Below are 25,197 nucleotides of genomic sequence, written 5' to 3' on the forward strand. Positions count from 1 at the left end.
GAGCCCCCGACGACAGCGGAGGCGTGGCCGCGTCGACCGTCGGCACCGGGCCCGAGCCCCGTCGGCGGGTACGGACCCCGAGCCCACGCTGCCGCCCCGGAGGCCCCAGCCCCATGAGTACCGTCGCTGCCGACCAGTCGCCCGCCGCCCCGTCCCCCGGCCCCGCTCCCTCCGCCGTCGAGGCCGCCCTCGCCGGACTGCCCCGGGTCGTCGACCTGCTGGCCGCCCGGGCCGAGGAGCACGACCGCGACGCGACCTTCCCCTACCAGGGCATAGAGGCGGTGCACGAGGCCGGACTGCTGACCCTGACCGTCGGCGCCCGCTACGGCGGTCCCGGCGGCACCCTCGCCGACACCGTCCAGGTGCTGGCCCAACTCGGGCGCGGGGACGCCTCGGTGGCCGTGGTCACCGCCTTCACCCTGCTCCAGCACGCCGAGCAGGCCAGGACGTCGGGCTGGCCGACGGCCGGCTACCGGCGGCTGCTCACCGAGTCCCGGCGCGGTCCGGCCCTGGTCAACACCCTGCGGGCGGAGCCCGGGAGCCGCGAGGGCGAGCCGCCGGCCACGGTGGCGAGACGGGACGGCGAGGCCTGGCTGCTGACGGGCCGCAAGACGTACTGCACCGGCGCCGAGGCGCTCGCCTGGATGGCGGTGACCGCCCGGACCGACGAGCCGGTGCCCCGGACCGGCACCTTCCTGGTGCGCGGCGAGAGCGAGGGCCTGGAGGTCGATCCGACCTGGGACCAGCTCGGCCTGCGGGCCAGTGCCAGCCACGACGTGGTGCTCGACGAGGTGCGGGTGCCGGCCGAACTGGCCCTCGGCCTGAACCCGCCCGGCGGCTCCGGAAAGGGAGCGGCCGCTTCCGCCGCCGCTGCCGTCCCGGCGGCCGAACTGGCCCGGGCCTGGCACGATCTGGCGCTCTCCGCGGTGGCCGTCGGGGTGGCCCGCTCGGCCCAGGACTGGCTGGTCCGCTTCCTGCACCAGCGAACTCCGGCCAATCTGACCGAACCGCTCGGCAGCCTGCCCCGCTACCGCAGCGCGCTGGGCGAGATCGAGGCCCAGCTGATCGGTGCCGAGGAACTCGTCCACGGTCTGGCCGCGCGGGTGGACCGGGCCGAGCCGGAGGCGGTGGCCCGGACGGGGCCGGCGCACCTGCTGGCCACCCGGGCGGCGACGGCCGCCGTCCAGCAGGCCGTCTCGCTCACCGGGAACCCGGGGCTGAGCCGGCGTCACCCGCTGGAGCGGTACCTGCGGGACGTGCTCAGCAGCCGGGTCCATCTGGCCCCGGACGAGGCCGTCCTGGAGGCCGCCGGTCGGGCCGCCCTGGAGCGCGGCGCGCGGCACTGACCGGCGGGCCGGGGCGCCGTCCGGAGGAGCGCCGGACGGCGGCGGGCCGGGCGGGCCTCACCGTGTCCCGACGGCGGCCCGGACGGCCCGGCGGGCCAGCGCGGCGTCGTCGTAGAGCCGGCGGATCATGATCCGCTGCTCCTCGCCGGCGCCCGGCACGTCGTAGAGCCGGATCTCCCGCATCAGCACCAGCACCAGGTTCACCAGGAACGCGTCCCGGGCCATCGTGCCGCCGCTCTGGGCGAGTTGGCTGATCTGCCGACGGGCCGCGGTGTCGCCGGAGAGGACGCTCCAGAGCACCGCGAGGTCGTAGCCGGGCAGGTACCAGCCGGCCTGCTCCCAGTCGACCAGCACCGGTCCGGACGGCGCCAGCAGCATGTTGCTGAGCAGCGCGTCGCCGTGGCAGAGCTGGAGCGGACCGTGGCCGAGCCCGTGCAGCAGACCGCGCAGGTCGCCGGCGTCCCGGTCGGTGAGCTGGCCCACCGAGTGGTAGCGGGCGATCTCCAACTGGTAGTCCAGCCGCGGCTGGAAGACGTCGGTCGGCGGGCGCCACAGGTTGAGCGTGCGGACGGCGGTGAGCAGCGCGCGCACCTCGCCGGGCGTCGGGGCGTTGACCGGGTGGCGCTCCCGGGCGGCCGGCCGCCCGGGGACGCGCTCCATGACCAGCACGCAGCGGTCGTGGTCGGCGGCCACCAGCCGGGGCAGCCGCACCGGCGGACGGTGCCGCACGAAGGCCCGGTAGACCGCGACCTCGTGGTGGAAGTCGGCGACCAGCTGTTCGAAGTACTCGCTCCGGACGGCCTGCGGGGCGAGGCACTTGGCCACCACCGGCGCCCGGCCGATGGTGCCCGCCACCAGGATGTGGCGGCTCCCCTCGCGCAGCACCTGGCGCGGGGTGAAGGCGGGGCATATCCGCGCGACCCCGGCGAGCGCGGCCCGGACGGCCGGGGTCTGGAGCGCGGAGGGGTCGATCCGCTCCTGCGTCATGGGCTGGCCCGGGCGGGTCGGCGGCCGCAGCAGCCGGCCGTCGCCGGGGCGGACGGCGGGGATCCGGGCGCCGGGCAGGCGGGGGCCGGCGGTCTCGGCCGGGCGCAGTCCCAGCGCGGTCCGGGCGGCCTGGCCCCGCGCGTCCCCGGGCCGGCCGTCGGCGGCGCGCGGGGCGGCGGGCCGGGACGGCGGCGGGACCTGCTTCGGGCCGGGACGGCCGACGGCTGCGGTGGGGGGGCGCAGCGCGGTGCGGGTCGTGGTCGGCGTCGGGGAGGTCGCTGAGGAGTACATGGGGTGAGGGTGGTCCCTTCCTGTCCGTCTGCGGGTGCGGCCCCGCAGGGGGTTGCGGGGAGGGCCGGTGCCGCGTGCTTCCTGGCGTGACGGCGGCCCTGGCTCGATCGGTCGGGTGGTGCACGGGCGCCGGGCACGGACGCCGGGGCCGGAGCCCCGTGCTGCGGCGGTGGACCGGCCGTCCGCACCCTGGGGAATGCGGTCGGCCGGTACTGCCGCGGCCGTGCCCGGCGCTCCCGCGCCACCCGGCCGCGCCACCCCCTCGGGTGAGGACCGGGGGTGCCCCGTGACCCGTGCGGGGGAACCCCGTACCGGCCTGGGACACCGCCCGACCCGGGGGTCGAGGTGGCGCACCTCTACATCACACCCGGATGCCGGTGGTTGGTAATGTGGCGGACCCTGGCGAAGCCTGGCGAATGCTCGCCCGGCACATGACGGAGCCTCTAGCCTCGAACCAGCCGAGGAACCTGGGGGCTTCACGTGAGCAGGGGACCCAACACCCGACTCGCCGATCTGTTCGTCCTGACCGGATGGTCGAAGGGCGAGCTCGCACGGCTGGTCAACAGGCGCGGTGCCGCGATGGGACAGCAGCAGCTGTCCACCGACACCTCGCGGGTGCGGCGGTGGATCGAGCAGGGGGAGATCCCGCGCGATCCGGTGCCGAGGGTACTGGCAGCCGTGTTCACGGAGCGGCTCGGCCGTGTCGTCACCACTGAGGACCTCGGTCTGGAACGACACCGGCCCACCAGGACCGGAGCGGCGCAGTCCGCCACCTCGTCACCATGGGAGCCGGATCGAACGGCCGCGGTCCTCACCGAGTTCACGGGAATGGACCTCATGCTGAACCGACGTGGATTGGTGGGCGCGGGTGCCGCGCTCACGGCGGGGGCGGTCGTCGCCGACTCGCTGAAGGGCTGGCTGGGAGGGGCCGAGGTCGCCTACGCGGCCTCGGCGCCCGGCCCGCGTCCGGTGCTCGCCCAGGGCGGTGCCCGCCCGGTGGTGGACCTGTACGACCCGGGCCCGGTCGGGCTCGACGAGGTGGAGGCGCTGGAGCGCTCGGTGCACGTGTTCCGGGCCTGGGACGCGGCCCGCGGCGGCGGCCTGCAGCGCAAGGCGGTGGTCGGCCAGCTCAACGAGGTGGGCGGCCTGCTGACGCACCGGCACAGTCCGGCCGTGACCCAGCGGTTGTGGCTGGTCGCGGCCAACCTGGCGGTGCTGGCGGGCTGGATGTCGCACGACGTGGGCCTGGAGCCGACCGCCCAGAAGTACTTCATGCTGGCGGCGGACTCGGCCAGGGAGGCCGGCGACCGGCCCCGGGCCGGGGAGGCGATCTCCCGGGCGGCGCGCCAGATGGTGCACCTGGGGCGGGCGGACGAGGCGATCGGCCTGATGGCGGCGGCCAAGGCGAGCGGGGGCCGGATGCTGCCGAGGACGCGCGCCATGCTGAACACCGTGGAGGCCTGGGCGCACGCCTCGATCGGGCAGTCGCAGGCGACCTGGCGGCTGCTGGGCGAGGCGGAGGAGCTCTTCACCGAGGACCCGGACGGTCCGCCGCCGTCCTGGATGCAGGTCTTCGACGAGGCGGAGCTGCGCGGGATGCAGGCGCTGGTGCTGCGGACGCTCGCCGAGCACGACCTGGCGGCCGCCGAGCAGGCCCGTCGGCACGCCGAGCGGGTGATCCGGCTGCGGGAGGGGACGGGGCAGCTGCGGTCGGCGCTGTTCGACCGGATCACGCTGGCCTCGGTGCACTGGCTCACCGGGGAGCCCGACGCGGCGGACACCCAGTGCAAGCTGGTGCTGAACCTGATCGGCCAGAACTCCTCGCACCGCACCTGGGACCGGTTGCGGGAGATGTACCGGCTGACCGCGCGCTACCGGGGGGTGTCGGTGGTGGACGAGCTGCGGGAGCAGCTGGGGCGGGAGCTGCGGGCGGCGGACGCGAAGAAGCGGCCCGCGCGGGCTTGACCGGGCCCGGCGGCGGCCGGGTGCCCGGGGCGGGAAGGACCGGTGGCGCGTGCCGGTGCTGTGCGGCCCGGTGCTGTGCGCGCCGGTGCTGTGCGGACCGGTGGGTCAGGAGGGGTTCGCGGGGCGCAGCAGCATGCGCAGTGCGGTGACGGTGCCGTCGAGGCCCAGTACGGGTTCGCCGGTGCACTCGATCATGCCGAGCCCGCCGTCGGGCCGCCGGACCTGGAGGGTGCCGAAGGCGTACCGGCCGTGCACCAGCGCGTCGGTCATCATCCGGCGCAGCTGCGGCCGGTCCGCCTCGCTCAGGCGGTCGGGCAGCCGGTCGAGGCTGAGCGGTCCGTGTCCGGGGTCGCAGCCGAGCAGCCGGTAGGCCTCGGCGGACCAGCGGACGTCGTCGGTGAGGAGGTCCCACTCGGCGGAGCCGATGACGGCCGCGCCGGTCGAGGTACGGATGGCGCTGTCCACTCTTTCGCCCACCGGCCCCTCGCCGTCCGTCGCGCCCTCGTTCGGGGGCGCGACGGGTGGGCCGGTCGTGGGCGACTTCTGCATGGTGAGTCCAGTGGTCCGTTCGTGGAGAGCGGCCGGTGCGTGGTGGCATCGACTGTCGCACAGCGGTCTCACCCTTGTGGGCGATTTGGACAGATCGCCGTCAAAGTTCCCCCGGCATATGCCAGTGCGCACAAAGGGCCGGTCGCCCTGTGTGCGACGGGCTGCCCGAGGCGGTAACCTTCGGTGATTCCGGCGCCCGGGCGCCCACCGCAGTACCCACCACAGACCCCGGCGACGGAAATCCCGTTGCCACTACGACCGCCGCAACGGATGCTGACCTCATGTTCGAGCCAGTGATAGCACCCAGTGCCAGCCTCCTCGGCCTCCTGCAGCGAGGTCGCGGTGACGGGCAGCTCCATGCGCTGGCCGCCGACCGCACCGAGGCCATCGCCGCGCTGGAGGAGTGCGTCACCAGGGACCCGCGGGCCGACTGGCAGGTCGAGAACCGTTCCCTTTACTACGCGCGCCTCTACATGGAGCTGGAGGCGCCGCTCGACGGGATCGAGGACCACCTCCACTCACCGGAGGACCTCCTCGACGAGGACGAGGCCCGCACCGGCCTCGCGCTCTCCGTCCTGGGCCACCTCGCCGCGTACGGCCGGCGGGACGCGCTGCTCATGCTCCGCGAGTACGCCGCCACCGGCACCAGCTGGGCCTGGGCGCTGGACGAGCTCGCGCTGCGCGACGACGACCGGGGCCTGCTGCTGCTCGGGACGGCGGTACTGGACCGCTTCGCCCCGGGCCCCGAGGGCGACGCCGAGCTGCGCGAGACCGTCCGCAGCGCGTACGAGCCCAGGCCCTGGCGGCTCTGGGCCGCCTACCACCCGAGAGTCGCGGCCGCCAGTGAGCAGGCCCCCTTCGACGTGTGGCAGCGCCAGCTGAACCGCAGCGGTGTGACCCCGGGCTGGTCCACCACCGATGTCCTGGCCTGGGCCGACCAGGGCGAGCTCGGCAGTCTCGGTGCCGCGGCCTTCGCCGGCGGCCCGGTGCGTTCCGGCGCCTCGCACGACGGCGGCCCCGGTCCGGACGCGGTGGACCGCCGCGCCGCCGCCGCCGCCCGCTGCCTGGCCGCCGTGGTCCGGCCGGAGGACCGGCCCGAGGTACTGGAGGCGGCCCGCACCGGCCTGCCCGGTGCCCGCCGGGCGGCGCTGCGCCACCTCGTCGACCGGCAGGATCCGGCCGCGGCCGGGCTGATCGAGGCCGCCGCGGCGGAGGTCGACGACCGGCTGGTCCGGTTCGCCCTGGAACTGCTCGGGCGGATGCGCGGTCCGGAGGCGCTGGCCCACGCCCGCCGCTGGGCCGATCCGGCCACCGGGGGCGCCGACAGCGCCCTCGGCGAGGCCGCCGTCCGGCTGCTGGCCGACGCGGGCGAGCCCACCGACGCCCCGCTGGTGGTGGGCGGGCTGCGCCGCTGGGTCCTGCTGCACGGGGTGTCCGGCGCCGACGCCGGGCTGGGGACGCTGGTCGACGGCGCGGGGCGGCTGACCGCCACCGAGGCCGTCCCGGTCCTGCGCCACATCTACGGTGAAGCCGTCTCCTCGGAGCTGCGCGGCCGCGCCGCCCGGGCGCTCGCCGCCACCGATGTGCACTTCCCGGAGGGGCCGGCCGTCGAGTGCCTCTGGGACTGCGAGGAGTCCACCCGGGAGCTCGCCGCGAGGCACGTCGCCACCACCGGCGACGCCCGCGTGCTGGAGCGCCTGCGCCGCCTCGCCGCCGATCCGGCCGAGGAGGCCGAGGTCCACGCCGCCGTCCGCGGCCGGCTCACCTCGGCCCGCGAGCGGAGCCGGTAGGCGACCGAGCCGCAGAACGACGGAGCGGGCCGGTCCACCAGGGGTGGACCGGCCCGCTCCGTCGTTCCCGGGGTCCGGGTGATTGGAATGGAACCCGGTTCTACTTCGCGACCACGCCGGCGTCCGGCGCCAGGGTGCCCACGGACACCAGGACGATGATCAGGATGCCGAGCGCGATCCGGTAGATCACGAACGGCATGAAGCTGTTGTTCGAGATGTACTTCAGGAACCAGGCGATCGCCGCGTATCCGACCACGAAGGCGATCCCGGTGGCCAGGATGGTCGGCCCCCAGGCCGGTGCCGGGCCCTCGCCGATCTTGAACAGCTCCAGCAGGCCGGAGGCCAGCACGGCCGGGATCGCCAGCAGGAACGAGTACCGGGCCGCCGCCTCGCGGCTGTAGCCGAGCAGCAGACCGGCGCTGATCGTGCCGCCGGAGCGGGAGACGCCGGGGATCAGGGCGAGCGCCTGGGCCATGCCGTACGTCGCCGCGTGCGGCAGGGTCAGCTCGGAGATCGGCTTGGCGTGCCGGACCGCCCGGGTGCGGTCGGCGATCGCGAGCACCACACCGAACAGGATCAGCGTGCTGCCGATGATCCGCAGATCGCGCAGGTCCTGCTCGATGGTGTCCTGGAACAGCTTGCCCAGGATGCCGATCGGCAGCGTGCCCATGATCACGAACCAGCCCATCCGGGCGTCCTGGTGCGAGCGCAGCGCGGGCCGGAACAGCGAGAGCGTCCAGGTCTTGATGATCGCGGCGATGTCGCGGCGGAAGTAGATCAGCACGGCGGTCTCGGTGCCGAGCTGCGTCACCGCGGTGAACGCCGCTCCCGGGTCCTGCCAGCCGAACAGGGCGGGGAAGACCCGGAGGTGGGCGCTGGAGGAGATCGGGAGGAACTCGGTGAGCCCCTGGATCAGGCCTAGGACGGCCCCGTGGAACCAGTCGATCACCGGACACCCGCCCGGGGTATCCGTCGGTCGATGCGCATGAAGCGTTCCTTGTTGGTCGGTGCGGGAACGGCCCTGCGAACCGGTCGGCGCGGTCCAGCGGCGCGGTCCGATGGCAGGCGAACGACCGGTCCCGCCCGGCGCTCGGGCCGCGCGCGGGCCCGGCGTCCGCCTGATGCTACGCCGTTCAGGTGACAGCTTTTCGCCCGCCCCACCTCCGGCGCACCGGCCGTCGCCCCGTTCCTCCCCGCTTCCTCCCCTTTCGCCCGGGTGCGGCCCGGTCGCTGCCCGGCCGCCGCCGAGCCGCCGCCCGGGTACGGCTCAGCCGGCCGTCGGTCGGGCCCGCACCCAGGTCCGGTCCGCGGTCAGATAGGTGTCGACCGTCAGCCCGGCCTCGGCGAGCGACCGTTCGAACTCGGGCCGGTCCATCGGGCGGGACGGGAAGGTCTGGGTCCACCGGGCGTCCGGGAACTCGTACACCACGTGGACCCGGTTCACCCCGTCGCCGATGGGTGTCACCGAGTCCACCCTGACCAGGCCGTTCTCCCCGAGCGCCCGCTCGCGCGGGACGTTCGTCTGCCAGTCCTCGCCCTCGCGCTGGACGAGCACGCAGCCGTCCGGGGCGACGTGCCGGCGGCAGGTCTCCAGCAGGCCCCGGCGGACGGCGAGGCTGCCGGCGTGTACCAGGAAGGAAGCGAGCAGGACGACGTCGAAGCGTTCGCCGAGGTCCAGCCGTTCGATCGGGGAGAGCGCCGTGCGGGCCCCGCGGATCCGCTCCAGCATCGGCGCGGACTCGTCCACCGCCGTCACCCGGAAGCCCTGCTCCACCAGCGGGTGGGTCATCCGGCCGACACCGCAGCCGAGTTCCAGCAGGCTCGCGCCGGGCGGCACGGCGCCGGCGATCACCTCGACCTCGTCGCGGACCGGCAGTCGTTCGTACATCTCGACCGCGCATCCGTCCGGGGTGATCGCCCCGGGGCCGGTGCCGTCGTATCCCTCGCGTCGTTCGTCGGTCATGCGAACCATCCGAGCACGGGCGGCGCGCGGTGGGAAGAAGGCGGGTCGAACGAGGCTTGGCAGATACCCCCCGGGGGTATACAGTCATCGACGAGCCGGGCAGCACGGCGAAGGAACGAGTACCTGGAGGACGACATGGCGCACCCCGCCCAGCACGAGCGGCAGCACAGCGGTCACGACCACCACGAGCAGCACGGGCAGCACGGGCACGGTGCGGGCCACGAGCGGCACGAGGAGCATGGGCAGCACATGGACCACGAACAGCATCAACATCACGCGGAGCACACGCACCACGCACACCACGGGCACGGCGGCGGGGGCGTGACCTGGGCGGCCGCCGCGCAGGCGACCCTGCACTGCCTCACCGGCTGCGCCATCGGCGAGATCCTCGGCATGGTGCTCGGCACCGCCTTCGGCCTGCACAACGGCGGCACCGTGGTGCTCTCGGTCCTGCTTGCCTTCGTCTTCGGCTACGCGCTGACCATGCGCGGCGTGCTCAAGGCGGGTCTGGACGTCCGCACCGCGGTGAAGGTCGCGCTGGCCGCCGACACCGTCTCGATCATCGTCATGGAGATCATCGACAACACCGTGATGGTGACCGTGCCCGGTGCCATGGACGCCGGTCTCGGCGACGTCCTGTTCTGGCTCGCACTGGCCGGTTCGCTGGTCCTGGCCTTCGTTCTGACCGTCCCGGTCAACCGGTGGATGATCGGCAAGGGGCGCGGCCACGCCGTGGTCCACGCCTACCACCAGCACTGATCGCTCCGCCGGTACCGACCGGTCCACCGGCGCTGCCCGCCGCACCGGACGCCGCGGCCCGCGCCGACCCCTCCGTAGGGGGTCGGCGCGGGCCGCGGCGTTTTCGTGTGCCCGGAGGCCGGGCCCCGTTCAGGCCGGGCGGTCGAGCTCCGCGAGGGTCGTGCGCAGCCAGTCCCGCTCGGCGGCGGTGGTCGCGCGGGCGATCAGCAGGATCCCCCGGCGGAACGGGTCGGTGGTCTCCTCGGCGCCGATCGGCCGGTCCCCGTCGTAGAAGAAGCTGGCCGGTTCGTCGAGGAAGGCGAGGCGCCGCCGGAGCACGGCCGCCTGCGCGGCGGGCTCGCCGTCGAGGTGGCGGAGGAAGGCGAGCACGGTGAACCAGCGGTTCTCGTCGCTGACGTCCAGCTCGTCCGGGGTGCGCAGCCGGTCCAGCAGGGTGGACCGGCCGGCGTCGGTGAGCCGCAGGGTGTGCCGGGGGGCGGCCGCCGCGCCGGGTTCGGTCGAGCGGACGAGGAGTCCGTCGGTCTCCAGGCGCTTGATCGCCGGGTAGAGCGTGCCGTCGCTGATCGGCCGCACGTGACCGGTGAGCGCGGCGAGGTGGCGGCGCAGTTCGTAGCCGTGCAGGGGCCGGTCGTGGAGGAACCCGAGGATCGCGAGCTTCAGCATGGGCCCACTCTGCCAGATCCACCGAGATATATCGGTATTGCTGTACCTCGACTCCGAGGTATGGTCGCTCCGCCGCCCCGGGAGGACCCGGAAGGCGGCGGCCCCGGGAGCGACTGCCGGAGCCCTTCGTCGACAGCAGAAGGAGTACGACCGTGCGCGATGCCACCGTCACCCCGAACGGCGACCGGATCCGTTGGGTGGAGGTCCCCGGCAAGGAGCCCGTCCGCCTCTACCTGCACGGCCTCGGCTCCAGTTCGCCCGTCTACTACGCCGCGGCCGCCGCGCACCCGCTGCTCACCGGCCACCGCGCGCTGCTGCTCGACCTGCTCGGCTTCGGGATCAGCGACCGGCCCACCGACTTCTCGTACACCCTGGAGGCGCACGCCGACGCCGTCGCGGCGGCCGTCCGGACGGCGGGGGCGGAGCGGGTCGAGGTGATCGGCCACAGCCTGGGCGGCGCGGTGGCGATCCTGCTCGCCCACCGGCACCCCGGGCTGGTCGACCGGCTGGTCCTGGTCGACTCGGTCCTCGACCCGGTCGCCCCGGCCCGGACCCCGGGCGGCAGCGGGCTCGCCAGTTTCACCGAGGAGGAGTACCTGGCCGGCGGTCGGCAGCAGGTGGAGCGGTGGGTCGGCCCGTTCTGGTGGGCCACCATGCGGCTCGCCGGGCCCGAGGCGCTGCACCGCACCGCCGTCCACCGCTGCCGGGGGACGGTGCCGACCCTGCGCGAGCAGCTGCGGGGCCTGGACGTGCCGCGCACCTTCCTCTATCCCGAGGCCGACGGCGAGCCGGCCGGGGCGGAGCCGCTCCGGGAGTCGGGGGTGGCGCTGGTGGCGGTGCCGGACTGCGGGCACAACATCATGATCGACAATCCGGACGGCTTCGCCGAGGTCACCGCGGCCGCCCTGGCGTAGCGTCGTCCTGCCCGTCCTGCCCGTCCTGCCCGTCCTGCCCGTCCTGCCTGTCCTGCCCGTCCGCCGTCCGCCGTCCGCCGTCCGCCGTCGGCGCGTGGGCCCGTCTGTCCGCCGCCCGACTTCCGCGAGGAGTGTTCCCGTCGTGCCGATCCAGGTCCCCGAGGCGCTGGTCGCCTCCCTCGTCGAGTGCCACGGCACCGACGGCCGCGTCTGGGCCGAGGGGCTGCCCGCGCTCGCGGCGGCCGCGGCGGACCGCTGGGGGCTGCGCCCCGACGGCCCGCCCGCGCACGGTGCGGTCGCGCTGGTCCTGCCCGTCCGGCGGGCCGACGGCTCCCGCGCCGTGCTCAAACTCCAGCGCGTGGACGAGGAGACGGCGGGCGAGCCGCTCGCCCTGCGGGCCTGGGGCGGCCGGGGCGCCGTCCGGCTGCTCGACCACGACCCGGCGACCGGGTCGATGCTGCTGGAGCGTCTCGACCCGGCCCGCTCCCTGCTCGCCCTCCCCGACGACCGGGCCGCCACCCTCGTCCTCGCCGACCTGCTGGCGGAGCTGACGGGCCATCGGGCCCCGCCCGGGCTGAGGACCTTGGCCGAGGTCGCGGACGGCCTGCTGGCGGAGGTCCCGGCCGCGCGCGAGCGGCTGGCGGGGGAGGACGACCGCCGACTGCTGGCGGATCTGGCGGCCGCCCTCCGCGAGGTCCGGCCCGAGCCGGGCGACCGCCTGCTGCACTGGGACCTGCACTACGGCAATGTGCTCGCCCCGACGGCCCCCGGTCCCCGGGCGCCCTGGCTCGCCATCGATCCCAAGCCGCTGGCCGGCGACCCCGGCTTCGAGCTCCTCCCGGCCCTGGGGAACCGCTGGTCCGACCTCGCCGCCACCGGCGACCTCCCGCGCGCCCTGCGCCTGCGCTTCGACCTGCTGACCGACCGCCTCGCGCTGGACCGCCCCCGTGCCGTCCGCTGGACCCTCGCCCGCGTCCTGCAGAACGTCCTCTGGGACCTCGCGGACGGCGGGTCGGTGATCGACGGGACGCAGCGGACGATCGCCGAGGCACTGTCGGGTCGCGAGGACGGCTCGCGGATCACCCGGCCAGGACGGTGAAACGCAGCGGGGTGCCCGGGCGGGACTGCGCGGCGGCCGCGAGGTCGGCGGCGGGCACCACGCCGACGACGGGGTAGCCGCCGGTGGTCGGGTGGTCGGCCAGGAAGACCACCGGGAGCCCGTCCGGCGGGACCTGTACGGCGCCCAGCACCATGCCCTCGCTGGGGAGTTCGCCGACCCGGGCGCGGACCAGCGGCGGGCCCTCGGTGCGCAGTGCGATCCGGTTGGCGGCCGGGGAGACCCGGTAGGTGTCGCGGGCGAGCCGGGCGAGGGCGTCCGGGGTGAACCAGTCCGCCCGGGGGCCGAGCCGCAGTCGCAGCACCAGCTCCCGCGGGGGAGCGGGCAGCGGGACCAGTTCCGGCGTCGCCCGGTGGGGCGGCCGGGGGCCGACCGGCAGGCGGTCGCCGGCGGACAGCGGGGCCGGGCCGAGCCCGGAGAGCAGGTCGGCCGAGCGGCTGCCGAGCACCGGCGGGACGGCGATCCCGCCGGCCACGGCCAGGTACGCGCGCACCCCGGCGGTCGCGGCGCCGACGTCGAGCACCGCGCCCGCGGGCACCGGGACCGGCGCGCCCCAGGCGGCGGGCCGGCCGTCCACCCGGACCGGGCAGGGGGCCCCGGTCACGGCGACCAGCAGCGGCCGCAGGGCCCGCACGGCGACTCCGCCCAGGGTGGTCTCCAGGGCGGCGGACCCGGGTCCGTTCCCGAGCAGGCGGTTGGCCGCCCGCAGTGCCGGTTCGTCCACCGCCCCGGCCCTCGGCACCCCGAGGTGCGCGACGCCGCGCCGTCCCAGGTCCTGCACCGTGGTGAGCGGTCCCGGCCGCAGCACGACCAGCCCGTCCGCCACCCCGTCCGTCCCGGTCGCCCCGCGCACCGCCGCCGTCCCGGCCGTCATCGGGCGCCTGCCCGGACCGGGGTGAAGCGGACCCTGGTGCCCGGGGCGAGGAGCGCGGCCGGGGTGCGGCCGGTGTCCCAGAGGGGGAGGGCGGTGCGGCCCAGCAGCTGCCAGCCGCCGGGGGAGGAGCGCGGGTAGACGCCGGTGTAGGGCCCGGCCAGGGCGACCGAACCGGCCGGGACGGCGCTGCGCGGGGTGGCCCGGCGCGGCACCTCGTACCGCGCCGGCAGACCGGTGAGGTAGCCGAAGCCGGGGGCGAAGCCGCAGAACGCCACCACGTACTCGGGCGCGATGTGGATCCGGACGGCCTCCTCGGGCCGGACGCCCCACAGCGCGGCCACCTCGGCGAGGTCGGCGCCGTCGTAGACGGTGGGCACCTCGATCAGCGGACCGACGGCGGTGGCCGCCCGGTCCGGACGGGCGGTGCGCAGCAGTCGGGCGAGCGCGGGGACGTCGGCCACGCCGTCCAGCAGCACGGTGTGCGCGGCGGGCACGATCTCCTCCACCGGCGGCAGCTCGCCGGCCGACTGCCGTTCGCGCAGCCAGCCGTACAGGGCGGTGACCTCGGCGGCGCCGGGCAGCTCGACCAGCAGCGCGCGCTCCCCGACGGGGCGCAGCACCGGACCGGGGCCGCCGGCGGCCGGGTCGTGAGCGCCGCCCGACGTCACGCGAAGGCCTCCACCCGGACCCCCGCCGAGGCGAGTGCCCCCCGGATCCGCCAGGCGAGCTGGGCCGCCCCGGGGGTGTCGCCGTGGACGCAGAGCGAGCGCGCCTCGACGGCGATCCGTTCGCCGCCGATCGCGTCCACGGCGCCGTCGCGGGCGATGCCGACCGCGCGGGTGATGACCGTCCCGGGGTCGTGCACCACGGCGTCCGGTTCGCGGCGCGGGACGAGGGTGCCGGCCCAGGTGTAGGCGCGGTCGGCGAACGCCTCGGTGACCACCGGCAGTCCGACGTCCCCGGCGACCGCCAGCAGCCGGGAGCCGGGCAGGCCCAGGACCGGCAGCGGCCCGTCGCAGACCGCCCCGGCCCGCAGGATCCCGGCGACGACGGCCTCGGCCTGCTCGGAGTCGGCGACCACCCGGTTGTAGAGGGCGCCGTGCGGCTTGACGTAGGAGACCCGGGAGCCGGCGGCGCGGGCGAAGACCTGGAGGGCGCCGATCTGGTAGGCGATCTCGTCGGCGAGCTCCTCCGGCGGCACGTCCATGGCCCGGCGGCCGAAGCCGGCGAGGTCCCGGTAGGAGACCTGGGCGCCGATCCTGACGCCGCGTTCGGCGGCCAGTGAGCAGACCCGGCGCATGGTGGACGGGTCTCCGGCGTGGAAGCCGCAGGCGACATTGGCGCTGGTGACGACCGAGAGCAGGGCCTCGTCGTCGGTCAGCGTCCAGCGTCCGAACCCCTCGCCGAGGTCCGCATTGAGATCGATCACCGCTTCGGTCACGCCCGTCCGCCTCCCAGCAGCTGTTGAGGCAGATGGTAGGGCCTGCGCCCGATCGTCCCGCCCCCGGTGACGGTCGGTCGGCCCTCCGGCAGCGGTCGGCCCGCCCCGGGTGACGGTCAGCCCGCCGCCGGGGCCGTTCCGTGTGCGGGCCCGGTCGGGTCGGTCGACCGCGGACCTTCGGGGAGCCGGGCCACCCGCGCGGCCGCCTCGGCCCGTTCGACCAGCGGCCGCAGTGCCCGCAGCACCAGCAGCAGCGGGACGACGCCGACCACTCCGAACGACATGTCGATGAAGCGCCAGTACAGCGGGATGCCCCGGAGCGGCCCGCAGATCAGCGCGAGCGGGAGGATCCCGGCGCAGGCCAGCACGGCCCAGCGGATCACCCAGACATTGCGCACCGGGTCCTTGAGCGGCCCCACGAACGCCGCCGCGATCACCAGGTGGGCGAAGGCGAGCCAGTCGGTGCCGTAGGCGAGGAAGGGGTAGCGGTCGTTGGTCTCGGCGATGCCGTCCCGGACCCGGACGATCCACTCCAGAAGGGCGGGGAAGCGCTCGGTCACCGGGGCGCCGGGGCCGGCGGCCAGGTCGGCGAGCCAGCGGGTCTCGCTCTCCAGCGGGAAGGCGGTCAGCCCGCTCAGGACCAGGCAGACCACGAATGCCCAGAGCAGGCGCCGGACCCTTCGCAGGGCCGTCCGGTCGTTGTCGGTCGCGTCGTTCATCTGCGTCCACCCCATGCCGAGGAGAGGCAGGTCGGGCTGCTCCCGCCTGCACGGGAGTGACTCTAGACCTCGCAATTGAACATGTTCAACTTGCTCGGGCGGAGGTGCCCCGGGGGTGCCGCGGAGGCGTCCCGAAGGCGGCCGGACGCACTCGGGCCCGGTGCCCGTGGCGGGTACCGGGCCCGAGTGGACGCTCGGGAGGGGCCGGGGTCAGGGCGTGTAGGTGAAGCCCGTCGGCGTCGCGGCGGAGCCGCCCGGGGTGACCAGGGTGACCGGGACGGTGCCCGAGCCGGCCGGGGCGGTGACCACGCACGCGGTGTCGGTGCAGCTGCCGCTCGCCGGGGTGTTCCCGAACAGCGCGAAGCCGTTGGTCAGACCGGTGCCGGTGATCGTCACCGCGGTGCCGCCGGCGGCCGGGCCGGTGCTCGGCGCGAGCGCGGTGACGGCGGGCGCGGCCGGGGTCACCGGCGCCTGGAGCCCGCTGCCCAGCAGGTAGCGGGAGACGTTGTCGGACGGGTCGACGTCGTCCTTGTTGGCCGCCGTGACGGTGATCACCCCGGACGGCCGGGTGCCGTGCGAGCTGACCTGGACCTTCATGAAGTCGCTGCGCCCGGGCGCCCGGGTGCCGGTGAACACGGCCTCCAGGCGGCGGCCGTCGGGGGAGACGGTCTGGGTGAAGGTGTAGTCGTACGGGGTGGAGTACATCAGCGCGCCGGTGGTGGTGAGGCCGGGCGGCAGGTCGACGGTCAGCCGGGTCACCCCGGTGACGTCGGTGGTGCCGGTGGACTTCCAGGTCACGCCGAAGTTGGTGTTGTCGACCGGGAAGATCGGGTAGTTGCCGGCCTGCGTCACGGTGACGTTCGGGCCGCTCACGGTGGCCGCGACGGCGGTGGGCGCGGCGGTGGCGACGGTGGCGGCGGCGACGGTGAGTGTGGTCACGGCCAGTGCGGCGGCGAGGCCGCCTCGAACCAGTCTGGTGATCATACGAAGCATCATGGCCGAGCCCGGGGATCATCGGGAGGCTTTTCTCGAAAGCGAGTTCTAACCGCGGGTGGCCCGGAGGGGCCCCGCCCGCGGGCCTGTCCGGAAGGTCCGTTTCGGTCGATGTCGGGGCCTGCCTCTACTCTTGTCCACCGTGACCGTCATCGCCGACCAGCCCACCGAGCACGGCCCCCGGCCGCCCGCCGGGCCCGCCGTCGCCGCCGCGCGGCCCGCGCCCGGCCCCGCCGCCGACGAGGGCCTGGCGCGCCGGCTCAAGGCGCTGGCCTGCACCGCGCCCCTGCACGACCTGGACAACCGCAAGGTGATGCTGGCCGGCGAGTACGGCGGCTACGCGATGGCCGAGGTCGGGCTCGCCGCGATCGACCTCGTCACCCTCAACATGGACTTCGACACCGGCGCCGACCGCGAGATAGTGCTGGCCCGGCTGCTGCCCCGGGTCGCCGCCCAGGCACCCGGCCGCCCCGTCGCCGAGCACCAGCGGGTCGGCCGCTGGGTGCTGGAGTCCCTGATCAACGTCGGCAGCGTCGACCGGGGCTTCCGCGCCGTCTACGGCACCTTCGGCGCCGACGGCGAGTACGTCCGCCGCGACTACGACTTCAAGCTGATCGAGGAGGTCCCGGGCCCCGACGGCGGCGTCTACCTGCGCACCACCGACGAGGCGGTCAACGTCCTGGTCGGCGCGCTGGACACCGACGTCACCTCCGCCCAGATCGCCGCCGAGGTCAAGCTGGAGGTGCTGATCCGGCGCGGCCGGCTGGCCGACGCCCAGCTCGCCGCCGAGCAGGCCCGCTACCGCACCGTCCAGTACGCCGAGACGCTGCGCCGCGCCCTGGAGGCCACCCGCCGCAACGTCCGCGCCGTCGACTGGATGCAGGCGATCCCGGACCTCATCGACGAGGCGCTCGACCACATCGCCGACCGCTACCGGCACGAGAACGCGATTCTCACCAACATCCGCAAGGCCCGCGACGAGGCCGAGGACCCGGAGCACAAGCGCCGCGCCGCCGAGCTGGTCGACATCGTCAAGGACTGCATCCGCCGCCACACCCAGTTGCAGACCAGGCTGCTGGAGGCGGGCCCGCTGTTCCGCGCCGAGCAGGACCGGCAGGCCTTCGCCACCCCCGGCGCCCGCAGCGGCATCGACCTCTACGGCCAGCTGCTCGCCCCGGTGCTCCGGCTGCCGATAGCGCAGGCCGTCCGGCCCACCGGCGCGTTCTTCGCCCGGGGCACCGGCCTGCGCACCCCCGTCTCGGTGCGCGTCGCGGACCTCGTCGACCTGCTGCTCACCCCGCCCGTCGAGCGCGAGCACCTCGGGGCCGAGCTGCCCGACCCGGACCTCGTCGCCACCCCGGACGACAGCCGGTTCTCCGAGGCCCAGCTGGAGGCCGCGCTCGTCCTGCTCGACCTGCCCGCCGACGCGCCCCGCCGGCTCTCCGGACTGCTCGCCGAGGCCCGTCGGCAGGACCCGGAGCTCCCGTACCTGGTCGCCCTGCTGGCCGTGCACGCGGCCAGCCCGCCGGTCGGCACCGCCTACCGGCAGGGCGAGGAGCGGCTGCTCTTCGCGGTCGACGACGGCACCCCGCTGCACGACCCGGAGTTCGGCGGCGCCGACCTCGTCGTCGGCAGCGCCCTGCTCGACGCGGTCGGGATGGCCGCCGACCGCAAGGACGCCGGCTGACCGCCGGCCCGGGCCGAGGCCGCCCCGTACCGCCGGCCGTACTGCCGCCCGTGAAGCACCCGCCCGTGAAGCACCCGCTCGTGAACACCCGCAACGCCCCCGAGGAGCACCGCCCGTGACGACCCACCACGACACGTCCTGGGCGCCCGAGACCGAACCGGCCGCCCCCGCGCCGATCACCCCGGCCGACGTCGCGGACGCCGCCCGCCTGGTCTCCTTCGGCCTCCAGGCCAAGCTGCTCCCCGCCCGCGACACCGAGTACGCCGAACTCGTCCGCCGCCACCGCGAGGACCCGCCGTTCGCCCGCCTCGCCGACGCCGTCGCCACCGGCATGGGCCTGGTCGTCCTGGAGGTCTCCCCGCGCGCCGGCATGGCCGTCGCCGCCGCCGAGGACTCCCTCTTCGCCGTCCGGATGGGCGACTACTCGCGCCGCGCCGCCTCCGAGTCCACCGACCGCTTCCTCCACGGCCTGGCCCACCTGGCCGTCGCCGCGATGGCCTTCCCCCGCCCCGAGGACCTCTCCGACGACGGCTACCTCGGCCGGATCACCGTCAACGGCGTCGACGCCTTCGTCCGCCAGGCCTGCCGCCGCCTGGAGGAGCAGGCCGCCGCCGACGGCGACAACACCGACCCGCAGAGCGACGCCCCCGGCCTGGAGGCCGCCTGGCGGGTCTGGGCCCGGCGCACCGCCACCGGCGCCACCAAGGACGCCCGCCGGCTCTCCGGCTCGACCATCGGCATCGTCGCCAAGGCCGTACTGTTCCTGGTCGACTCGGGCTTCCTGCAGAAGGTCTCCGACGACGCCGGCGGCACCTACCGCACCACCGCCCGCTACCAGCTCCAGGTCCGCGACCTGGCCGGCGGCGCCGCCATGGCCGAACTGCTGGACCTCGGCATCGTGCCGGTGTCCGACGGCAGCGCCTCCCTGCTGCCCCCGGACACCGGGGACGACCTGGTCGCCGACGCCGGACTGCCGTTCCACTCGCTCTAGTCCCGACACCCCGGCCCAGCCCCAGCTTTCAGCCCCCAGCCCTCTGCCCCGGCCCCCACCGGACCGCCCCAGCCGACCCATCCACCCGCCTCCTGGAGAACCGCCGCACATGTACGAGCTCAACCGGGTCCGCCTCTACTCGATCGGACCGGCCGGCGCCCGCTACGCCGACACGGTGCTCGACCTGCGCGGCGTCGGCGAGCCCGTCGCCGACCCGGCGCCCCAGCAGATCGGCCTGTTCGGCGAGGAGCCCGACGGCCCGGTCCGCCGCCCCGCCCCGGCCGGCGTGCTCTTCCTGGAGAACGGCGGCGGCAAGTCCGTCCTGCTCAAGCTGATCTTCTCGGTCATGCTCCCCGGCCACCGCAACACCCTCGGCGGCGCCAGCTCCGGCGTGCTCCGCAAGTTCCTGCTCGCCGACGACTGCGGCCACGTCGCCCTGGAGTGGCAGCACACCGTCACCGGTGAGCCGATCGTGGTCGGCAAGGTCAGCGAGTGGCGCGGCCGCCAGGTCTCCTCCGACCCGCGCAAGTTCGCCGAGACCTGGTACTCCTTCCGCCCCGGTCCCGGCCTCACCCTCGACTCCCTCCCGGTCGCCGAGCGGATCAGCCTCGCCGGGGACCAGAAGGCCCGGGGCCGCCGCCGCACCATGAAGGGCTTCCGCGACGCCCTCACCGAGGCCGGCAAGGCCCACCCGCACCTCGACCTGGTCTTCGAGGACGGCCACGACCGCTGGACCGAGCACCTCGGCGAACTCGGCCTCGACCCCGAGCTCTTCCGCTACCAGCGCGAGATGAACGCCGACGAGGGCGAGGCGGCCGGCCTGTTCGCGGTCAAGCAGGACAAGGACTTCACCGACCTGCTGCTGCGCGCCGTCACCGACACCCGGGACACCGACGGCCTCGCCGACCTCGTCCACGGCTTCGCCGCCAAGCTCGGCCTGCGCTCCGAGCTCACCGCCGAACGCGACTTCACCGCCGGCTCGCTGGACCTCCTGGAGCGCATCAGCGAGGCCACCGCCGCCCGCGAGAACGTCCGCGAGTCCCACCGCACCGCCGAACGCCGCACCCGCCGGCTCGCCCACGCCCTCGCCTCGCGCGCCGCCGCCGAACGCGACCGGGCCGAGGACCTCGCGATCGAGGTCGCCGCCGCCGCGGGCGCCGTCACCGCCGCCGAGACCGACCGCACCCGGCACACCCTGATCGCCGCCGAACTCACCCACCGGCACGCCACCCTGGCCCTCGCCGCCGCCACCGCGGAGGCCGCCGGGCTGCGCCGCGAACTCACCGAGGCCCGCACCCTGCACTCCGCCTGGCAGGCCGCCGAGGCCGTGCTGCGGCACCGCGCCGCCGCCGACCGGGTGACCAGGGTCGCCGCCGCGATCCGCGAGGCCGAGCTGGACGCCGCCCCCGCGCTCGCCGCCCGCGCCCGCGCCGCCACCGCGCTGGCCCGCGCCCTGGAAGCCGCCGCCGGGGCCGCCGAGGACCGCGCCGACACCGAGGAGCAGCGCGCCGCCGAACTCCAGGCCGACGGCAGCCGGGCCCAGACCGACGCCACCGAGGCCGCCACCGCCGCCCAGAAGGCCCGCAGCGAGGCCGAGCACCTGCGCCAGCGCCTCGCCGAGGTCGAGCAGGAGACCGCCGCCGCCGTCGAGGCCGGCTTCATCGACTCCGACGGCGACGTCGACCCGGCCAGGGCCGCCCTGCACGCCGCCGACGTCGAGAAGGCCGCCGGCGCCGCCCTGGCCCAGGCCCGCACCGCCGCCGAGAACGCCGCCGCCCGGCTGCGCGAGGCCGCCGCCGCGACCGGCCGCGCCGAACTCGCCGCCGCCCGCGCCACCGACGCCCGCAAGGCCGCCGGCCAGTCCCTCGCCACCGAGCAGCGCACCGCCGCCCTGCTCGCCACCGAGCCCCGGCTCGCCGACCTGCTCTCCCTGACGCCGACACCTACTGATTGGAGCGAGGACGGGTCAGACGCCGAGGAGGACGCCGGCTTCCTCACCCCCGCCGTCCTCGACCGCAACGCCGAGTACCTGCGCGAACTCCTCGACGAGTCCATCGCGACCGCCGAACGCACCCTGTTCGACCTGCGCACCGCCGCCGCCGACGACTCCCGGATCCTCGCCGCGCTCGGCGACGGCGGCCTGCTGCCGCCCGGGCCGGACGTGCTCGCCACCGTCGAGTACCTCGCCGAGCACGGCATCCCCGCCCTGCCCGGCTGGCGCTACCTGGCCCAGTCCGTCGACCCGGCCGACCACGAGGCGATCCTCGCCGCCCGCCCCGAACTCGTCGACGGCGTCGTCGTCACCGACCCGAGCTCGCTGGAGCGGGCCCGCGAGGCGCTCGGCTCCGCCGCCCTGCTGCCCCGCTCCACCGTCGCCGTCGGCGCCGCCGCCTCGCTGATCGCCCCGATCACCGACGAGCCGGCCTTCTTCCTCGTCCCGCCGAACCCGGCCATGCACGACGAGTCCGCCGCCGACGACGAGCGCCGCGAACTGCGCGCCCGCGCCACCGCCCGCGAGGAGCACATCCGCGAACTCGCCGCCCGCCTCGGCGGCGACCGCGCGCTCGCGGCCCGGCTCGCCTCCTGGCACGCCAGCTGCCCGCCCGGCACCCTCGCCGAACGCGCCGCTGCCGCCGAGACCGCCCGCGAGCACGCCGAGCAGGCCGCCGCCGCCCTCGCCACCCTGCGCGCCGACCACGACGAGGCCGAGGCCGACCACGCCGCCGCGGCCGCCGCCCACGAGGAGCACCGGGAGGGCGCCCAGCGCGCCCGCCGCCGCGCCGACGCCCTCTCCGGCCTCGCCTTCCGGCTGCGCGAGCGCGCCAACTGGAGCCGCCGCCGACGCGAACTCGCCGAGGACACCGCCGAGTGCGACCGCCGCCGCACGCTCTGCGACGAGCGCGCCCGCACCTGCGACGAGGACCGCCGGGCCGCCCAGCGCGCCGCCGACGACGCCCGCCGCACCGCCCGCACCCTGCGCGCCGAGCGGGCCGAGATCGCCGCCGCCGAGCAGTCCGAGGAGCCCGCCGACACCGCCCCCGCCGCGCTGCCCGCACTGCGCGAGGCCTACCGCGCCGCCTCCCAGCTCTACGAGAAGGTCGGCGTCGGCGCCGACCTGCGCGCCGAGCAGGCCCGCGCCGAGGGCGACGAGGCCGCCGCCGCGATCGAACTCGACCGCCTCACCAACAAGGTCCGCACCCGCGCCGAGGAACTGCTCGGCAGCCCGGACGGCGCCGACGGCCCGGCCCGTCAGGCCGCCGCCGCCCGCGCCGAGGAACTCGTCGCCACCATCGAGACCCGGGCCGCCTCGGCCAGCGAGCAGCTCGGCCGGCTCCGCGGCGACGCCGAGCGCTCCGCCCCCGCCGACGGCGAGGCGCACACCGAGCTGCCCGAGGAGCTCGTCCCCACCGACCCCGAGCACGCCCAGACGCTGCTGCGCACGGCCACCGGCCGGCTCGCCGAACGCCGCGAGGCCGTCGACACCGCCCGCACCGCGGCCGCCGACCTCCAGCGCACCTTCGACGCCGCCCAGTCCGCGGCCGCCGACTTCGACGAGCACGCCGGGCAGCTCCGGGACGGCCTGCGCGAGCAGGAGGAGGACGGCCCGGCCGTCGAGCCGTACCTCGGCCCGCTCGCCGACGCCCGCACCGCCGCCGCCGAGGCCCGCCGCGCCCTGCGCACCGCCGCCGGCGAGCTGTCCGCCGCCGAACTCGCCGTCCGCGACGCCTCGGACGCGCTGGTCCGGCACGCCAACGCGGCCCGCTACGAGGCCGTCCGCACCCCGGCCCGGCAGCAGATCCGCGAACTGCCCGCCTCCGCGCTGCCCGACCACGCCGCCAACTGGGCGGTGGCCTTCGCCCCCCGGCTGCGGGTGCTGACCGACGAACTCACCCAGCTGGAGCGCAACCGGGGCTCGATCGTCGACCGGCTGCGCGGACTGGTGGAGTCCTCGCTGACCACCCTGCGCGCCGCCCAGCGGCTCTCCCGCCTCCCCGAGGGCCTGGGGGAGTGGTCCGGCCAGGAGTTCCTCCGGATCCGCTTCGAGGACCCGGACCACGCGACCCTGGTCGAGCGCCTCGGCGAGGTCATCGACGAGGCCACCCGCGCCGCCGTCCGCAAGAACAGCGACCTGCGCCGGGACGGCATGTCGCTGCTGCTGCGCGGGGTGGCCGCCGCGATGGGCCCCAAGGGCGTCTCGGTGGAGATCCTCAAGCCGGACGCGGTGCTGCGCGCCGAGCGGGTCGGCGTCGGCCAGATGTCCGACGTGTTCTCCGGCGGACAGCTGCTCACCGCCGCCATCGCGCTCTACTGCACGATGGCCGCGCTGCGCGCCAACGACCGGGGCCAGTCGCAGCTGCGGCACGCGGGCACCCTGTTCCTGGACAACCCGATCGGCCGGGCCAACGCCACCTACCTGCTGGAGCTCCAGCGCGCGGTGGCCGACGCCCTCGGCGTCCAGCTGATCTACACCACCGGCCTGTTCGACACCACGGCGCTGGCCGAGTTCCCGCTGGTGATCCGGCTGCGCAACGACGCCGACCTGCGGGCCGGCCTCAAGTACATCTCGGTGGAGGAGCACCTGCGGCCGGGCCTCCCGGCCCCGCAGGACCCGGACGGCCCGGCCGTCCACGGCGAGATCACCGCCACCCGGATGTTCAAGCGCCCGGCGGAGGTTCCCGCCACGTCCTGATCGGCCTACGGTGGACCGCATGCTGACGATCGTTCACTTCAGTGACATCCATCTGGGCCAGGACCACCACGGCGACGCGGGGGAGCGGGCCCGCCGGCGGGCCGAGCGGGTGATGGCGTACGTGGACGCCCTGCCCGGCCCGGTGGACGCCGTGCTGGTCACCGGCGACCTCGCCGACAACGGACTGCCGGCCGAGTACCGGGAGGTCGCCAAGGCGCTGACCTCCCGGTACCCGGTGCTGCTCTGCCCCGGCAACCACGACGTCCGCGAGCCCTACCGCGAGGTGCTGCTCGGCGAGGAGCCGTCCGGCGGCCCGGTGAACCGGCTGCACGCGCTGCCCGGTGCCGACGTGCTGATGCTCGACTCCTCGATCCCCGGCCGGCACGACGGCCTGCTCGACGAGGAGACCCTCGGCTGGCTGGACCGCACACTGGCCGAGGGCCCGGCGGACCGTCCGGCGCTGGTCGCCTTCCACCACCCGCCGGTCACCCTGCACCTGCCGTACGTGGACCCGATCCGGCAGTTCGGCGAGGAGCGGCTGGCCGAGGTGCTGGGTCGTCACCCCCGGGTGCGGGCACTGCTCTGCGGCCACGCGCACACCGCGGCGGCCACCGTCTTCGCCGGGCTGCCGCTGCTGGTCGCGCCGGGCGTGGTCTCCACCGTGCCGCTGCCCTGCGAGGGCCTGGCGGAGATCGTCTTCGAGCAGCCGCCGGTGATCGCCTTCCATCTGCTGGACGACGACGGCCGACTGACCACCCACTACCGGGTGGTCGCCCCCGCCTGACGCGGCCCGGGGCCGCCCGGGTAGGGCGGCGGCGTCCCCGGGCGCTGCGGCGGCTGTGCGTACGGCGGCTGTGCGTACGGTGGCTGGACGTACGGCGGCCGGGCGAGGGGTGGCTGTGCGTGCGGCGGCTGCGGGTAGGGCGGCTGGGCCTGCGGCGGCTCCGCGTACGGCGGTCGGGCCTGCGGCGGTGGCTGCGGTGCCCGGGGGCGCGGCTGGGCCTGGGGTTGGGGCTGGGCCTGCGGCGGCGTCCGGTACTGCGGCTGCGGCGGGCCGGCCGGAGTGCGGCCGTCCCCCATCGGCGAGGCGGAGTTCGGCGCGCGCACCCGCTGCGCGGCGACCTGGCGGGAGATCAGGATCTCCAGCAGGCACCACATCGTGCCGAACACCCCGAGCCCCATCGCCATCAGCGCCGGTGTCATCAGCCAGCTGTCGGCGTACGAGGACAGCACCGCCAGCACGATGCCGACCAGGGTTAACGCCAGACAGAGCACCGCGCGGACGACGGCGGTCCGCACCTCGTCGGGAAGTCGGCGGCGACGGCGGGCGGTTGGCATCGGGCGACCCCCAGGCACGGAGCGGCGGCGGACGAGCGGCGGACGGTACGGCGGGCCACGAGCGGGGCGCGCGCCGCGAACACGCCCCCGCGCTCCACTCTGCCCAGTCGTACCCGGACT

22 protein-coding genes are annotated in these 25,197 nt (G+C 75.9%); 10 read left to right on the forward strand and 12 right to left on the reverse strand.

Annotated elements, in window-relative coordinates; all coding sequences use genetic code 11:
• The first annotated feature begins 113 nt into the window (after positions 1-113).
• Positions 114-1,346, forward strand: a complete 1,233-nt coding sequence (locus tag ACW14Y_RS33580; RefSeq protein WP_380443981.1) for an acyl-CoA dehydrogenase family protein — start codon at positions 114-116, stop codon at positions 1,344-1,346.
• A 57-nt stretch (positions 1,347-1,403) separates the two neighbouring features.
• Here the strand turns inward: ACW14Y_RS33580 and ACW14Y_RS33585 are convergent, their stop codons facing one another.
• Positions 1,404-2,624 carry an aminoglycoside phosphotransferase family protein gene (locus ACW14Y_RS33585; RefSeq protein WP_380310575.1) on the reverse strand — a complete coding sequence of 407 codons (1,221 nt, stop codon included), beginning with the start codon at positions 2,622-2,624 and terminating at the stop codon, positions 1,404-1,406.
• A 480-nt stretch (positions 2,625-3,104) separates the two neighbouring features.
• Between ACW14Y_RS33585 and ACW14Y_RS33590 the strand changes: the two genes are divergently transcribed.
• Entirely contained in the window at positions 3,105-4,589 is a 1,485-nt protein-coding gene (locus tag ACW14Y_RS33590) for a DNA-binding protein NsdB (protein WP_380310577.1), read from the forward strand.
• A 105-nt stretch (positions 4,590-4,694) separates the two neighbouring features.
• On the opposite strand, the gene ACW14Y_RS33595 is transcribed toward ACW14Y_RS33590, so the two are convergent.
• The gene (locus tag ACW14Y_RS33595) at positions 4,695-5,138 is read right to left on the reverse strand and encodes a hypothetical protein (RefSeq protein WP_380443979.1); all 444 of its coding nucleotides are present in this window, start codon (positions 5,136-5,138) and stop codon (positions 4,695-4,697) included.
• 281 nt (positions 5,139-5,419) lie between these two features.
• Here ACW14Y_RS33595 and ACW14Y_RS33600 point away from each other — a divergent pair, with 281 nt between their 5' ends.
• Positions 5,420-6,928 carry a HEAT repeat domain-containing protein gene (locus ACW14Y_RS33600; RefSeq protein ID WP_380310581.1) on the forward strand — a complete coding sequence of 503 codons (1,509 nt, stop codon included), beginning with the start codon at positions 5,420-5,422 and terminating at the stop codon, positions 6,926-6,928.
• A gap of 100 nt (positions 6,929-7,028) precedes the next feature.
• Here the strand turns inward: ACW14Y_RS33600 and ACW14Y_RS33605 are convergent, their stop codons facing one another.
• From ACW14Y_RS33605 to ACW14Y_RS33615, 3 genes are all read right to left on the reverse strand, one after another.
• On the reverse strand, positions 7,029-7,874 hold the full coding sequence (locus ACW14Y_RS33605; protein WP_380310589.1) for an undecaprenyl-diphosphate phosphatase: 846 nt from the start codon (positions 7,872-7,874) through the stop codon (positions 7,029-7,031).
• A gap of 321 nt (positions 7,875-8,195) precedes the next feature.
• Positions 8,196-8,891 (reverse strand): class I SAM-dependent methyltransferase, encoded by a 696-nt coding sequence (locus ACW14Y_RS33610; protein ID WP_380389688.1) that lies wholly within the window; start codon positions 8,889-8,891, stop codon positions 8,196-8,198.
• Positions 8,892-8,975: 84 nt separating this feature from the next.
• Complete coding sequence (locus ACW14Y_RS33615; protein WP_456988431.1) at positions 8,976-9,164, reverse strand: hypothetical protein; 189 nt, start codon at positions 9,162-9,164, stop codon at positions 8,976-8,978.
• Here ACW14Y_RS33615 and ACW14Y_RS33620 point away from each other — a divergent pair.
• A complete protein-coding gene (locus ACW14Y_RS33620) occupies positions 9,141-9,650 on the forward strand; it encodes a DUF4396 domain-containing protein (RefSeq protein WP_402724911.1) in 510 nt (169 codons plus the stop codon). The two genes, ACW14Y_RS33615 and ACW14Y_RS33620, sit on opposite strands and share 24 nt — an antisense overlap.
• Before the next feature lie 129 nt (positions 9,651-9,779).
• On the opposite strand, the gene ACW14Y_RS33625 is transcribed toward ACW14Y_RS33620, so the two are convergent.
• Entirely contained in the window at positions 9,780-10,313 is a 534-nt protein-coding gene (locus tag ACW14Y_RS33625; protein ID WP_266314271.1) for a PadR family transcriptional regulator, read from the reverse strand.
• A gap of 152 nt (positions 10,314-10,465) precedes the next feature.
• Here ACW14Y_RS33625 and ACW14Y_RS33630 point away from each other — a divergent pair, with 152 nt between their 5' ends.
• Positions 10,466-11,227: an alpha/beta fold hydrolase gene (locus ACW14Y_RS33630; RefSeq protein WP_380443216.1), complete on the forward strand. Its 762-nt coding sequence runs from the start codon at positions 10,466-10,468 to the stop codon at positions 11,225-11,227.
• Between the two features lie 142 nt (positions 11,228-11,369).
• Positions 11,370-12,326: an aminoglycoside phosphotransferase family protein gene (locus tag ACW14Y_RS33635; RefSeq protein ID WP_456984614.1), complete on the forward strand. Its 957-nt coding sequence runs from the start codon at positions 11,370-11,372 to the stop codon at positions 12,324-12,326.
• On the opposite strand, the gene ACW14Y_RS33640 is transcribed toward ACW14Y_RS33635, so the two are convergent.
• The 5 genes from ACW14Y_RS33640 to ACW14Y_RS33660 form a co-directional block, all read right to left on the reverse strand.
• Entirely contained in the window at positions 12,307-13,218 is a 912-nt protein-coding gene (locus tag ACW14Y_RS33640; RefSeq protein ID WP_380389694.1) for a 5-oxoprolinase subunit C family protein, read from the reverse strand. The genes ACW14Y_RS33635 and ACW14Y_RS33640 overlap by 20 nt on opposite strands.
• On the reverse strand, positions 13,215-13,886 hold the full coding sequence (pxpB, locus tag ACW14Y_RS33645; RefSeq protein ID WP_456984616.1) for a 5-oxoprolinase subunit PxpB: 672 nt from the start codon (positions 13,884-13,886) through the stop codon (positions 13,215-13,217). The genes ACW14Y_RS33640 and pxpB overlap by 4 nt, the downstream gene beginning before the upstream one ends.
• Positions 13,883-14,659: a LamB/YcsF family protein gene (locus tag ACW14Y_RS33650; protein WP_340635101.1), complete on the reverse strand. Its 777-nt coding sequence runs from the start codon at positions 14,657-14,659 to the stop codon at positions 13,883-13,885. The genes pxpB and ACW14Y_RS33650 overlap by 4 nt, the downstream gene beginning before the upstream one ends.
• A 116-nt stretch (positions 14,660-14,775) precedes the next feature.
• Entirely contained in the window at positions 14,776-15,378 is a 603-nt protein-coding gene (locus ACW14Y_RS33655; RefSeq protein ID WP_456984618.1) for a hypothetical protein, read from the reverse strand.
• Positions 15,379-15,588: 210 nt separating this feature from the next.
• Positions 15,589-16,362, reverse strand: coding sequence for an IPT/TIG domain-containing protein (locus ACW14Y_RS33660; protein ID WP_380389702.1), 774 nt, complete (start codon positions 16,360-16,362; stop codon positions 15,589-15,591).
• Between the two features lie 160 nt (positions 16,363-16,522).
• On the opposite strand from ACW14Y_RS33660, the gene ACW14Y_RS33665 reads away from it, so the two are divergent.
• The 4 genes from ACW14Y_RS33665 to ACW14Y_RS33680 all read left to right on the forward strand — a co-directional run bounded on the left by ACW14Y_RS33665 (position 16,523) and on the right by ACW14Y_RS33680 (position 24,523).
• Positions 16,523-18,058, forward strand: a complete 1,536-nt coding sequence (locus tag ACW14Y_RS33665) for a hypothetical protein (protein ID WP_380309251.1) — start codon at positions 16,523-16,525, stop codon at positions 18,056-18,058.
• A 115-nt stretch (positions 18,059-18,173) separates the two neighbouring features.
• Positions 18,174-19,049 carry a hypothetical protein gene (locus ACW14Y_RS33670; protein ID WP_266273228.1) on the forward strand — a complete coding sequence of 292 codons (876 nt, stop codon included), beginning with the start codon at positions 18,174-18,176 and terminating at the stop codon, positions 19,047-19,049.
• A gap of 109 nt (positions 19,050-19,158) precedes the next feature.
• Positions 19,159-23,739 (forward strand): hypothetical protein, encoded by a 4,581-nt coding sequence (locus tag ACW14Y_RS33675; RefSeq protein ID WP_380309240.1) that lies wholly within the window; start codon positions 19,159-19,161, stop codon positions 23,737-23,739.
• Between the two features lie 19 nt (positions 23,740-23,758).
• A complete protein-coding gene (locus ACW14Y_RS33680; protein WP_380309242.1) occupies positions 23,759-24,523 on the forward strand; it encodes a metallophosphoesterase in 765 nt (254 codons plus the stop codon).
• On the opposite strand, the gene ACW14Y_RS33685 is transcribed toward ACW14Y_RS33680, so the two are convergent.
• A complete protein-coding gene (locus tag ACW14Y_RS33685) occupies positions 24,499-25,077 on the reverse strand; it encodes a hypothetical protein (RefSeq protein ID WP_380389706.1) in 579 nt (192 codons plus the stop codon). The two genes, ACW14Y_RS33680 and ACW14Y_RS33685, sit on opposite strands and share 25 nt — an antisense overlap.
• Positions 25,078-25,197: the final 120 nt, after the last annotated feature.

The organism is Kitasatospora sp. cg17-2, from assembly GCF_054031055.1.